Source organism: Saccharibacillus alkalitolerans (genome assembly GCF_011090185.1).
Taxonomy (GTDB): domain Bacteria; phylum Bacillota; class Bacilli; order Paenibacillales; family Paenibacillaceae; genus Saccharibacillus; species Saccharibacillus alkalitolerans.
This window is the reverse complement of record NZ_JAAFGS010000005.1, coordinates 15,086-27,304: the sequence shown is the minus strand read 5'-3', so window position 1 is coordinate 27,304 and position 12,219 is coordinate 15,086. Positions and strand designations below refer to the sequence as shown.

The following is a 12,219-nucleotide window of genomic DNA, read 5'->3' as shown; positions in this document are numbered from 1 at the left end:
TCATCATGTAATCCCGGGAGGACATTCATCATGCGCAACAAAAACCGGACTCGCATCCTGGCGGCCGCCGCCGCTGCAGGACTGCTGCTCAGCGCCGTGCCGGCGTACGCTTTTTCGGACATCACCGATTCGAAGCAGGCCGCCATCGTGCAGTCGCTGCAGGATAAAGGACTGATTCAGGGCGTCAGCGCGAGCAAATTCGCTCCCAACGCCAAGCTGACGAACGCGCAGGCCGTGCAGCTGATCGTGGATGCGATCGGACTCGAGACGGCCAAAAAGAAAACCGACGCTCCGCCCTGGTTCCTCTCGGTGCCGCAGGATGCCTGGTACGCGGGCGCGCTCAAGACCGCGCTGGAGCGCGGCGTCGTGATCGACGGCACCTGGGACGCGAACGGGGTTCCGACACGCCAGCAGTTCGCCAAGCTGCTGTATCTCGGCCTGCTGCAAAAGGGCAATTACGCCAACGTCAGCAAATACACGTCGATCGCCGACGCCAAGCAGATCGCTGCGAAAAACCGCGTGGCGGTCGAATACTTGCTCATGACGAAAGTCGCCGCGCTGGACAGCAAAAAAAATTTCCGCCCGACCGCCGCGATCACCCGGATGGAAGCGGCGGAAATGATCTATCACGCCGAACGGATGGTCAACAAAAGCTACGCTTCTTCGGACAAAGCGACGGTGACGTACAAAGTCGAGAACGTCGATCCGAATTTCAACAAAGTCACGCTCACCCGCGGCAATCTGCCGGGCGCCGGGCACGGGCTGAAGATCCGCCGGATCGAATTCGTGTCCGACACGGAAGCGGTCATCACGTATGTGCCGACTTCTCCGCCTTCCGGCGGGTCCGGCACGACCTACCCGGCCAGCGCGGTCGCCTACGTGCCGGTCGTGTACGATATCACCGTCAAAGCGGAATAGGAGGGGTTGCAGTGCGCATTTATTCGTTCGGACGGGAAAGCGGACGCGCCGTCGAAGCTTTCGGCAGCCACGGGCTTACGGTTGCGGGGATTCTGGGCGGCTCGGGCGAGACGCATATGGTCTGCATGCATATCGAAGCCGGCGGAGAAGTGGGACGCCACGAAGCGGTCAGCGAGCAGCTTTTTCTCGTCGTTCAGGGAGAAGGCTGGGTCAGCGGGCAGGACGGGGCGAAGACGCCGATCGGACCCGGGCAGGCGGCTTATTGGGAAAAAGGCGAGCATCACGCTTCCGGCAGTGCGGGAGGAATGACGGCCGTGGTCGTGGAAGGCGAAGGGTTCGAACTGCGGCTGAAAGAGATTGCGCGTTAAAGGACAGAGGAAGGGAGAGGCAAACATGCTTTCCGAAAAGGTAGAAGCCTACTGCCGCGAACGCGGCTGGTGGCACGACGACGTGCCGGAAGAATACGACCGGGCGCTGGCCGAGCTGGGCATCGACCCGGCGTCGGCGTTCGGCCGGTTTCACCGGCACGTGGAGGATGCTCCGACGTTTCCGAGCCGAAACCGGGAAATTTACCAGATCGGCTGGTTCGCGCTGAACACGAATTACGCATTGTCCGTCCGCAGCGCGCACGAAGCGCTCGGCCTGCCGGAGGCGTATATTCCGCTGGATGCCTTCGAGGGAGAGGGAGGGTATTTCTATAACCGGGAGACCGGCGAAGTCGCCGACGTGTCGCTCGGCGAACCGCTTCGCCGGCTGCTGGCCGGAATCGACTCCCCCCGTTGGACCGACTTCAACGCTTTTCTGGAATGGTTTTTCAAGCTGGACGGCAGCCTTGAAAATGAAAGAAAATAATGCCGCATGACAAACGAGAGCCCGAGAAACTTCGTTTCTTAGGGCTCTTTTTGCGCGAAGAATGCCGTAAGAACGGTGTTTGTAAGGAGAAAGTTAAAATTGAAAATAAATCTTGACCCTTGTCTCTCTTTTCATATATAATCCGAGAGCAGAGTTTAAAACGTTTGTTTTAAACGTTAGTTTAAGCGGCTCCGGGAAACGGAAGCGGCAAAAGGAGAGACAACGAATGGGCCAAGCGTTCAAAGCATTTTTCAAGCTGCCGACAACCAAGGTAGGGATTATAACCGCCGTGCTGTTCCAGCTGATTTTTACCGTCGTTTGGATGACGGGATACCAGGGCATTAACGATCGGATCGACCGATTGAACGTCGCGATCGTCAATGAAGATCCGACGATGGGCGATACGATCGTCAGCAATCTGCAGGGCAATCTGCCCGTGGGCGTGAAGACGGGCATGAGCCTGGCCGAAGCGCAGGACATGCTGCAGGACCGCGGCGTGCAGATGATCGTCCGGATTCCGGCGGACTTCGCCTCCAAGGCGCAGTCGCAGGAAGCGGCGTCGATCGACTATTTCATCAACGAATCGAACCCGGTGACGATCAAGAACATGATGGCTTCCATGGCCGACCGCATCACGGCAAGCGTGAACAAGCAGGCGATCGCGGGCGGGCTGACGGGCCTCTTGAGGACGCAGGCCAAGCTGCCGGAAGCGGCGGCGCAGGGCGCGGCGGGCGTCATGTCCGAACGCGTCGTCTCGAACGTCGAGTCGGTCAATGCGGTGCAGGGCATGAACAACCAGATGGTGCCGATGATGATGGTGCTGGCTTCGTACGTCGGCGCGATGATTATGGGACAGAACTTCGAAGTGTCGTCGAAAGCGCTCGGCGCCCGCTTCGGCCGCTGGCAGCGCATGGCGGTGCGTCTGATCGTGACGGCCGCTTCGTCGGTCGTGGTGTCGCTTGTCGGCACGTCGCTCGTGGCGGCCTTCGGCGGACAGATGGAGCACGGCTTCCTCGCCCTCTGGGGATTCCAGGCGCTGTTCCTGCTGACGTTCATGTTCGTGGCGCAGATGTTCCTGTTCCTGTTCGGCATGGCGGGCATGCTGTTCAACATTCTGGTGCTGTCCGTGCAGCTCGTGTCGTCCGGCGCAATGATGCCGCGCGAACTGCTGCCCGATTTCTATCAGGCGATCGGCAGCATTTTCCCGGCCACTTACGCGGTGGAAGGGCTGATGAACACGCTGTTCGGCGGAACGGGCATCGCCGGAGACGTGACGGCGCTGGTGATGATCCTCGCCGTGGCGCTGGCCTTGATCGTCTTCTCGACATCGCTGCGCCGGGACAAAGCTCCGGTCCCTCCGATTGTGGCGGCCGCGGAAGCATAATGGTATGATAAACGCATAAGCGTACGGAACGAAAAAGACGGAGAACATGGGGCCGCCGCGGAAGCGGCGGTCTTTTTCGTGGAAGAGCAGCCGGTTCGGCGAATCGTTCGCATGCCGTGACGCAAACGATTTCAGGCGGGAGAGGAAGCAGCTATGGGCAGGGAAGAAGAACATGTGAAAATAAGAATCCTGAAAGCCGCAAAGAAGCTGACGGCGGAGAAAGGATTCGAAGCGACGACGGTACGCGAGATCTGCGCGGAAGCGGAAGCGAACCTGTCGCTGGTATCCTATTATTACGGCGGCAAGGAGCATGTATTCGAAGCGGTGCTCGACGCCTTTATCCCGATCTACGAAGCAAGCGCGATTCTGGCTCAGCGAAAGCTCGGTCCGGTGGAAGGCCTATGCACGTTGGTTCGGGAAATCGTGCTGTTCCGCAGTTCCGATCCGGAGATCGCCCGGATCATCCATCAGGAGATTACCCGGGAAACGCCGCGGACGCCGCTGGTGCAGAAGCGTATCGCGCGGGGCTGGAAGCTGCTGCGAGGGTATTTGGACGAAGGCGCACGGCAGGGGTTGTTTCAGTTCCGCTCGCTCGATATGACGATGGTACAGGTCATGGGCAGCATTCTGTTCGGGGATAACCGCAGCGGAATCGTAACGGCGATGGAAGAACCTTTTCCGGATGCGGATACGCAGGTCATGGACGTCCTCACGTATATTCTGCGCGGAGTCGGCTATTCCGGCGAGGCGGCGTTCGCGGGAGAACCGATCATTCCGACGCTGATTGCCGGCTGCGATGGAGGGCAAATCGATAGGGAAGAATCCGTAAACGGCACCGGTAATCCCGAGTCGCCCAAACCGGAATAATCGGACGGCTGCCGACGTATAACGAACACGATCCGGGCATTCGGACACAGGGCGGGAATGCCCGGCCCGATCGAAGGAAGGAGTGGGCGCAAGCTCATGCAAAATTTGGGGGAATGGAACGAACGGCTGCCGGGAGGCGCGCCGATCTGGATCGCGGCCGGCGCGATCCTGCTGCTGATCCTTCTCGTGCTGCGGCTGAACGCGCTGCGCCGACGCCGGATTCGCCGTCAGCTCGACCCGCGCCGCATCACGATGAAGGAGATCGACGGCATGCTGGACGGCTCGGATTTCGAGCGGTATTTGCACCGGCTGTTTGCGGAGCTCGGTTACGAGGGCGTCTTCAAGACGAACGCGAGCGGGGATTTCGGCGCGGATCTGATCTTCGACGATCGCTACGGCGTCCGAACGGTGCTTCAGGCCAAGCGCTACGCGGCGAGCAATCCCGTCGGGCTGTCCGCCGTACAGGAAGTGTACGGCTCCAAGCGGGTGTACGGAGCGCAGCGCGCGGTCGTGCTGACATCGGGAAGGTATACCGGCGCCTGCCGCAAGCTTGCCGCTTATAACGAAGTCGTGCTGCTGGATCGGGAAGATCTGGAAGCGATCATCGCCGCTTTTAAAAGCAAACGACCGGAAGAGGCGATGGAGCTGATCGAGCGGGAGCCGGAAGAAGCGCCGCGAGAACTGGAACCGCGGTCGTGATTCGGCAGGACGGCCGAAGGAAAAGAGAAGATCGGCGTTACGGCAAAACAAAAGACGAAGCTGCGTATACCTTGGGCTTCGTCTTTTTTTGCTGCCGTTTTGACCGCGTCCTTTTCGTTCACAATTCAGACACATTTTTTTAAGCCTCGATTAAAGTTCGTTTAAGCCTTCTTTATATTTCCCGTCCTATAGTTAAAAAAGTTTGGATGCCTGCTTGCGGGCGTCGGGAAAGCTACATAGGTACGGGAAAGGATGAAGCGAAGTGCTCGAAGTGAAACAGGTGAGCAAAAGGTACGACGGCGGCCGCGGCGTGCACGGGATCGACTTTTCGATGCAGCGCGGCGAGATCGTCGGATTTCTCGGGCCGAACGGCGCGGGCAAAACGACGACGATGCGCATGATCACCGGTTATTTGTACCCGACGGAAGGCATGATCACGGTGGACGGCCTGTCCGTGCACGAAGAAGCGAGGAAAGCGAGGTCGCGCATCGGGTATCTTCCGGAGACGCCGCCGCTCTATCCGGATCTGACGGTGGAGTCTTATTTGAAATTCGTCGCGAAGCTGCGCGGCGTGCCGGCGCGGGAGCAGAAGATGCGAACGGCGGAAATGGTCTCGCGGCTCGGATTGACGGGACGGGAGAAACAGTCGGTTCGGCATCTGTCCAAAGGCTACAAGCAGCGGCTCGGTTTGGCGCAGGCCATTATTCATAAGCCCGATCTTCTGGTGCTCGACGAACCGACCTCCGGTCTCGATCCGAGCCAGATTATCGAAATCCGCGGCCTGATCCGCGAGCTGGGCGAAAATCATACGGTGCTGCTCAGCACGCATATCCTCCAGGAGGTCGGAGCGCTGTGCGATCGCGTATTGATCATCAACCGCGGAGAGCTGGTCATGGACGGAGCGCCGGACGAGATCGGAGCGCGGATGGAGAACCGCTTCGCGGTATCGCTCGAAGTGCGGGGCGAACGGGAGCGCGTGGAATCGGCCCTGGGAGAATGGGCGGAAGCGAAAGGCATCAGCGCCGAAATTCGGGAAGGGACGAAGCCGCAGGTTGCGGACGAATCGGCGGCGAAGTCGGCGGAGAATTTGCGGGATTCGGGCCAAGCCGCCGTTCTTCCGGACGCTTTGCGGGAAACATCGGCCGAAGCGGCCGCCGAAGATACGGACGGCGCTTCGCCCGCGCGGCGCGCCGCTTCCCCCGAGGCTTCGGCGCATGCTCACGAAAGCGTTCGCGCCCTGCTGACCGCTCCCGGCCAGGAAGATTTCCGGATCGAACTGTTCCGCTTCCTGGCCGCGGCCGATCTGCCGATCCTGGAGCTGCACAAGGAAAATCTGACGCTGGAAGACGTATTCCTCAAGCTGACGGAAGACGGCGGCGCTTCCGCCGAAGAAGCGCGCAGCGTCCGCAAGCCATCCGCTTCCTCCCGCGAGAGAGCCGAAGAGGAGGATGCCGGATCGCCGATTTCCGAACCGTCTGTCTCCGAACCGGCCGACCCGGCGCAAAAATCTCCGACCGGAGGCGAGCGACCATGAACCGAATTTTGGCGATTAGCGGCAAAGAGCTGCGGCTGTACTTTTTGACGCCGACTTCGTACTTTGCCTTCGCGATCTATATTTTGATGTCGAGCTTTATGTTCTACGTCGACTTCGTGACCTATCAGCCGAGCATCATCGATTACCGGCTGATCCTGAGCGATATGCTGTTCATGCTGCTGATTGTCGTTCCGATCCTGACCATGCGGCTGATTTCCGAAGAATTTCGCCAGGGCACGGACGAACTGCTGCTCACTTCCCCGGCCAGCGTGACGGAGGTCGTATTGGGCAAGTATTTGGCTTCGCTCGGCGTGCTGCTGATGCTGCTGGTCTGCAACCTCGTCTATCCGGCGATCATGTCGCTGTTCGGGAACCTGAACATGCTGACGCTCTGGCTGTCGCTGCTCGGCGTCTTCTTGATGGGCGCTTCGATGATGGCGATCGGGCTGTTCGCGTCGGCGCTTTCCCAGCATCAGATGGTGTCCGCGGTGGCGGGTTTCGTGCTGCTGCTTCTGTTCTGGCTGGCCGGCTCGATGACGTCGCAAAACGAGACGCTGTCCGCCTGGATTCAGCCTTTCTCGCTGCCCGACCGGATTTCGAACCTGACCAAAGGGGTCATTAACGGTCCGGACGTAATCTTTTACGTATCGCTGGCGGTGCTGTTCGTCGTGCTCAGCATCCAGGTGATCGAACGGAAACGGTGGAGGTAGAGCGATGAACAAACAACCCAAAGCGAGCAACCCGAATTCACGTCGTATTTTGCATCATGCGAATACGCTCGTCGTCGCGATCGCATCGATCGGCATTTTCGTGCTGTTAACCCTTTTTCTGAACAAAGCGTCCGAATTCCAGCTCGACCTGACGGCCAACAAGCAGTATACGCTGTCGGATCAGACGAACACGGTGCTCGGCAGGCTGCCGGACACGGTCAAATTGGAAGTCTTTACGCATAAGGACGGCGACGGGGAGCTGGTGACCCGCGAAGTGACGGATCTTGTCCAAGAATATGCGAAAAAAAGCAGTAAGCTCGACGTGCACACGTACAGCCTTGTGCAGCAGCCGGAGCTGGCGCGCCAATATAATCTGTCGTCGAGCTCGGTCGTGCTGACGTACGGCAAAAAGTCGCAGACGATTACGTTCCGCGAAATGTTCGGCTCCGGCGACAGCAGCTCGTATACGTTTCTGGGCGAATCGAAGCTGACGAGCGCGCTGAATTCGCTGATTTCGACCGAACAGCGCAAAGCTTATCTGTTGGCCGGTCACGGCGAGTTCGATCTGACGCGGCTTACCCAGCTGACGGCCGGCCTCAAAGCCGATAACACCGAAGTATCGGAGCTGCAGCTGTATCAAGCGGGCAAGATTCCGGATGACGCCGACCTGCTGATGATCGTCGCGCCGGAGAACGATCTGAGCGACAAGGAATTGAAGCTGATCGAGACGTATCTGGACGGCAAAGGCAAGCTGTTCCTGTCGCTCGGCTTCAACCCCGACATGAAGGCGGCATGGAAAAACATCGACGCGCTGATGAAAAAGTACGGCGTGACCGACGAACATGCCGTCGCGGTCGATCGAACGAACACGCAGCTGTACGATCCGCTGACCGTCGTGCCGAGCTATGAATCGCACAAGATCACGGAGAAGCTGCGCGACGGAAAAGTTTATCCGATGACTTATCTGTCCGTGGCGCTGAATGCGGCCGCCGAAGCGCCGAAAGGGCTGACCGTGTCGCCGCTGCTTAGCACGTCCGCGGAAAGCTACGGAGAAACGGACTTGGCCGGGCTGCTGCAGTCCAAAAGCGAATATGACAAAGGCACCGACCTGAGCGGACCGCTCTACCTCGGCTACGCGGTTGACGATGCGGACGGCAATCCGAAAGCGGTGCTGCTCGGCACCTCTTATTTCCTGACCGACGACCAGATCGCCGAGCAGGGCAACAAAGACTTTGCGCTGAACAGCATCAATTACTTGAGCGGCAACCAGAGCGATCTGACGATCCGGGCGCGCGAGCAGCAGCAGTACGAGACGGCTTATCTGACCGCTCCGCAGGCCCGCTATATTCTGATCGGCACGATGATCGTCTTCCCGCTGGCCTTTGTTCTGATCGGGCTGCTGTTCTGGTGGAGACGGAGACGCGTATGAGAAAATATATACCTACTCTTCTGCTTGTGCTGGTGTTCGTCGGCGGCCTCGGCTATGCCTATTCGCAGAACTTCTTCCGGGAGGAAGAAGAGCCTGCGGCCGCCAAGCTGACGGAACTCGATACCTCGAAGATCGCCGGCATCCGCATCGCGAACGGCGACCTCGCTTTTCAGTTGGTTAAGGGAAAGGACGGCTGGGCTTTTACCGAGCCGGACAAATATCCGGTTAATCCGTACGCCGTCGACTCCTGGCTCGAGACGCTGGCCGGCGCCGAACGGGGCGGCGTAGTCGAAGAAGCTCCGGAAGACGTAAGCGGCTACGGCCTCGACATCGCGAAAAAGGGCATCACGCTGACCGACTCGGACGGCAAAGTCGTCACGATCGCGATCGGCGGCACGCTGCCGACCGGCAGCACGAATTATGCGCGGATGGACGGAGGAGCCGTTTTCGGGATTGACTCGAATACCGTTTCGTCGCTGCTGCCGAGCATTACGACGCTAGTCGATACGTCGCCGTTCTCCTGGGACGACGCCGATCTGAAAGAGCTGGCGTACAAGCGCGGCTCGGCCGGCTGGACGCTGAAGAACTCCTCGTCCGACGCCGCTTCGCCGGTCTGGACGCTGGACGGCAAAGCGATCGAAGGCAAGGACGCGACGACCGTATCCGGCTCGCTGAAATACATTTCGAGCGACCGGCTGCCGGTACGGGCTTCGACGCTGGCTTCGGCGAAAGAAGACTTTACGCTTAAGCTCGTCACGGTCAAGGACGGCAAAGAAACGTCGCAGACGTACACGGGCAAAAAAGACCCCGACGTCGACACGCTCGTCTGGGTCATCGCGGAAGGCGGCGATTGGGCGTACGCGGTGAAACCGGACGACCTGAAAGCGGCCGAGAAGCCGCAGATTTCGTCGAATGACGAATCGAACGCGGACGGCGGTACGAAGGCCGAAAGCGGCAAGGGCGCCGCGGCGGATTCGAAAACGGCCCCGGACGCCGCGGCGAACGGGGAAGGCGCCGCCGACGAAAGCGGAGCGGCCGGCGAGTAAGGCGGGCAGACGCGAGTGCGGCGCGGTTGTGCAGCGGCGCAGCTGACGCAAGCGGAGCAGTCGGCGAGTAAGGCGGGGAAGACGCGGAGGCGGCGGAGCCGTGCAGCCGTCGAAAGCCGAACGGCCGTCGAATGAGGCAGTGAGACGCAGGTGCCGCAAGCGGAGCGCCCGGCGAGTAAGGCGGAGATGCGAGTGCGGCGCGGTTGTGCAGCGGCGCAGCTGACGCAAGCGGAGCGGTCGGCGAGTAAGGCGTGGAAGACGCGGATGCGGCGGAGCCGTGCAGCCGCCGGCCGACCGCGGAATTCTAGGCGTCGCTCCGCTCGACCCGCCTTCGAATCTCGGAGTTTCGCTTCGCCTCTTCACACGGATTAAAGCCGGATTTTCTCGGCATGCTGACGGATCGCCTCTGGCGGTCCGTCTTTTTGCGCCGACTGCTTTTTTTTGCGCGCCGGCTGAACGACCCGCTTACCGACTCGCTTACCGACTCAAACGCTAATTCGCTCACCGACCCGCTTATCGACTCGATCGCTAATTCGCTCACTAGTTTTCTCGCTAACCCCCTCGTCAAGCCGTATTCGCTCCCGACGGGTTAACATGGACTTCTATTTTCCCTCGTTCCATAAATAGCTGCGTATCAGCACTTATTTTGCTCCAAAACGCTTGTTCTCAACAAATAACTGCAGGAGAGCAGCTAATTGTTTATCTTGCCTCCTTTTTGCGCTCTTTTTTGTGAAATAGCTGCTCTGGCGCAGTTATTTTTAAAAAACGAACGCTTTCTGGGGAAATAACTGCTTATACGCAGCTATTTATCAGGCCGTGTCTTCAAGTTTATGCTGCCCGCAGCATACGACTAAAAACCGGCGAACACAGCGACCAACCTTGGTTCACTGTAAAAATGCTGTCTATATCCATCATTTTTGCGGACAGACAGAAGTAAGGGACGCAAATATTGCAGGAATCCATCATTTTCGAATAAACCACCCTTAAATCATATGAAATCCGCGAAAATAATGGATTTCCGCAACATTTTGCTGATCCAATGCAGATACCGGCAGAAAATGATGGATTTTTGCCACATTTCTTATTGGGCTTGAAGCGTGGCCGAATCCTCGACGCTGCGCCGTTTTTTTTGACGTGCCCCAGCACGCCTTCAAAACGCTCTTTCTCGGGAACAAAAATAGAACTTCATCTGTTCCCGTCCGAATTTGAAGACACCCCTAGTTCGAACCTGCAAATCGGGCCCGCGAACGCGTCGGCCGACCTGCCGGGCAAGCGAAAGAAACCCGACTCTCCGTTTGGAGAGTCGGGTATTAGACGGACGGACGCGAGCGTTTCTGGACTTTTTCCGCCAGGAACGCTTTTCCGCCCACGTCCGTTTCTTTACTCACGTCCGCTTGCGTCCGACCAGCTTGCTTCTAAGCCGATCCGATCAAGCTTCGTTCTCGGCCGGGCGCTTTCCTTTGGGTTTGCGGGGCGCCACGCCGAGCTTCAGGATCAGCTTCTCGATCGACAGGCCCTGGAACAGCAGCGAGAACAGCACGACCCCGAACGCCAGCGCCAGAATGTCTTCGCGTCCTTCGAATTCGATCGGCAGGCTGAGCGCCAGCGCGATCGACAGGCTGCCTTTGAGGCCGCCCCAGTTGAGGATATGCTTGAACTTGCTTTCGAAGCCTTTGACCGGCGCGAGGCTGAGGTAGACGGCCCCGGAACGGGCGATCAGCACGATCAGGATCGCGAGCAGCATGAACGGCCAGCGTCCGCTGAGGTCGATATTGCGGATCTCCAGCCCGATCATCAGGAAGATGAGCGAGTTGGCGATCAGCGCGATCGTGTCCCAGAACGTGTCGATATTCGTGTGGGTCGTCTCCGACATGCCGACGCGGCGGCCGTAGCTGCCGAAGACGAGTCCGCCGACGACAACCGCGATTACGCCCGACACCTGCAGATGCTCCGCGATGAAGTAGCAGCCGAAGAACAGAACCGCCGACAGCGCCGTCTCGAACGGATAATTATCGTAGTACACGATGATCCGGGAGAAAATATAGCCCAGAATCAGACCTACGATCGTGCCGCCGACCGCGAACTGCAGGAACAGCAGCAGGCCGCTGCCGACTCCGGCCCAGCCCATTTCCAAATAGGACAGCAGATAGATCGACGAGATCTGGAACAGGACGACGGCGATGCCGTCGTTCAGCAGCGATTCGCCTTCGATGACGGTCGTCAGCTTTTTCGGTACGCCGAGCGACTTGAAGATCGAGATGACGCTGATCGGGTCGGTCGCGCTCATCAGCGCGGCGAACGTGCAGGCGACGACCAGCGGAAGTCCCAGCAGGTAGTATGAGCCCAGCGCGATCAGCACGAACGACAGCAGCGTGCCGCCGAACGCGAGCGCGACGACCGGCTTCGACTGCTCGCGCAGATGCGAGAACGGCAGCTTAAGCGTCGCGTCGCCGAGCAGGATCGGCAGGAACAGCGAAATGACGATCGCCTGGAAAACGTTGCTCTGCGTGATGTACGTCTCCGCCTGCTCCAGCACGGGAATGTTAATCATGCCCAGCAGCAGTCCGACCAGTACGAGCGCGATCGAATAGGGCCGGTTCAGCTTCTGGGCAATCCCGATGACGGCCAGCGCGATGGCGAGCAGGATCAGGATCTGGATAAAGATTTCGTTGAAATGATGAACCATGTCAGGCCTCCTGTGCAAATGGGGAATATCGAACCATTACCCATTAAGCCTAATATGCTTGTCCGGTTCCTTTCAAGTATTTGCGCCGTTTTTA

At 59.0% G+C, this 12,219-nt stretch carries 11 protein-coding genes; 10 read left to right on the top strand and 1 reads right to left on the bottom strand.

The features are described from left to right. The first annotated feature begins 30 nt into the window (after positions 1-30). From GYN08_RS15125 to GYN08_RS15080, 10 genes are all read left to right on the top strand, one after another. Entirely contained in the window at positions 31-918 is an 888-nt protein-coding gene (locus tag GYN08_RS15125) for an S-layer homology domain-containing protein (RefSeq protein WP_166275719.1), read from the top strand. 11 nt (positions 919-929) lie between these two features. After that, positions 930-1,286 carry a cupin domain-containing protein gene (locus tag GYN08_RS15120; RefSeq protein WP_166275717.1) on the top strand — a complete coding sequence of 119 codons (357 nt, stop codon included), beginning with the start codon at positions 930-932 and terminating at the stop codon, positions 1,284-1,286. Between the two features lie 25 nt (positions 1,287-1,311). Further along, the gene (locus GYN08_RS15115; RefSeq protein WP_166275715.1) at positions 1,312-1,770 is read left to right on the top strand and encodes a hypothetical protein; all 459 of its coding nucleotides are present in this window, start codon (positions 1,312-1,314) and stop codon (positions 1,768-1,770) included. Positions 1,771-1,996: 226 nt separating this feature from the next. Further along, complete coding sequence (locus GYN08_RS15110) at positions 1,997-3,154, top strand: YhgE/Pip domain-containing protein (RefSeq protein WP_166275713.1); 1,158 nt, start codon at positions 1,997-1,999, stop codon at positions 3,152-3,154. 174 nt (positions 3,155-3,328) lie between these two features. Continuing rightward, the gene (locus tag GYN08_RS15105) at positions 3,329-4,021 is read left to right on the top strand and encodes a TetR family transcriptional regulator (RefSeq protein WP_166275711.1); all 693 of its coding nucleotides are present in this window, start codon (positions 3,329-3,331) and stop codon (positions 4,019-4,021) included. A 96-nt stretch (positions 4,022-4,117) separates the two neighbouring features. Then, complete coding sequence (locus GYN08_RS15100; protein ID WP_166275709.1) at positions 4,118-4,720, top strand: restriction endonuclease; 603 nt, start codon at positions 4,118-4,120, stop codon at positions 4,718-4,720. A 262-nt stretch (positions 4,721-4,982) separates the two neighbouring features. After that, complete coding sequence (locus tag GYN08_RS15095; RefSeq protein WP_166275707.1) at positions 4,983-6,254, top strand: ABC transporter ATP-binding protein; 1,272 nt, start codon at positions 4,983-4,985, stop codon at positions 6,252-6,254. Next, positions 6,251-6,964: an ABC transporter permease gene (locus GYN08_RS15090; RefSeq protein WP_166275705.1), complete on the top strand. Its 714-nt coding sequence runs from the start codon at positions 6,251-6,253 to the stop codon at positions 6,962-6,964. Before GYN08_RS15095 ends, GYN08_RS15090 begins: the two co-directional genes overlap by 4 nt. Before the next feature lie 4 nt (positions 6,965-6,968). Beyond that, a complete protein-coding gene (locus GYN08_RS15085) occupies positions 6,969-8,393 on the top strand; it encodes a GldG family protein (RefSeq protein WP_166275703.1) in 1,425 nt (474 codons plus the stop codon). Beyond that, complete coding sequence (locus GYN08_RS15080) at positions 8,390-9,439, top strand: DUF4340 domain-containing protein (protein ID WP_166275701.1); 1,050 nt, start codon at positions 8,390-8,392, stop codon at positions 9,437-9,439. Before GYN08_RS15085 ends, GYN08_RS15080 begins: the two co-directional genes overlap by 4 nt. A gap of 1,429 nt (positions 9,440-10,868) precedes the next feature. On the opposite strand, the gene GYN08_RS15075 is transcribed toward GYN08_RS15080, so the two are convergent. Beyond that, on the bottom strand, positions 10,869-12,125 hold the full coding sequence (locus GYN08_RS15075; protein ID WP_166275699.1) for a cation:proton antiporter: 1,257 nt from the start codon (positions 12,123-12,125) through the stop codon (positions 10,869-10,871). Positions 12,126-12,219 lie beyond the last annotated feature (94 nt).

Excerpts from the sequence above, each read along its gene's own strand:
- GYN08_RS15115 (WP_166275715.1), top strand. The coding sequence starts at position 1,312 with ATGCTTTCCGAAAAGGTAGAAGCCTACTGCCGCGAACGCGGCTGGTGG.
- GYN08_RS15085 (WP_166275703.1), top strand. The coding sequence starts at position 6,969 with ATGAACAAACAACCCAAAGCGAGCAACCCGAATTCACGTCGTATTTTG.
- GYN08_RS15125 (WP_166275719.1), top strand. The coding sequence starts at position 31 with ATGCGCAACAAAAACCGGACTCGCATCCTGGCGGCCGCCGCCGCTGCA.
- GYN08_RS15110 (WP_166275713.1), top strand. The coding sequence starts at position 1,997 with ATGGGCCAAGCGTTCAAAGCATTTTTCAAGCTGCCGACAACCAAGGTA.
- GYN08_RS15080 (WP_166275701.1), top strand. The coding sequence starts at position 8,390 with ATGAGAAAATATATACCTACTCTTCTGCTTGTGCTGGTGTTCGTCGGC.
- GYN08_RS15090 (WP_166275705.1), top strand. The coding sequence starts at position 6,251 with ATGAACCGAATTTTGGCGATTAGCGGCAAAGAGCTGCGGCTGTACTTT.
- GYN08_RS15100 (WP_166275709.1), top strand. The coding sequence starts at position 4,118 with ATGCAAAATTTGGGGGAATGGAACGAACGGCTGCCGGGAGGCGCGCCG.
- GYN08_RS15075 (WP_166275699.1), bottom strand. The coding sequence starts at position 12,125 with ATGGTTCATCATTTCAACGAAATCTTTATCCAGATCCTGATCCTGCTC.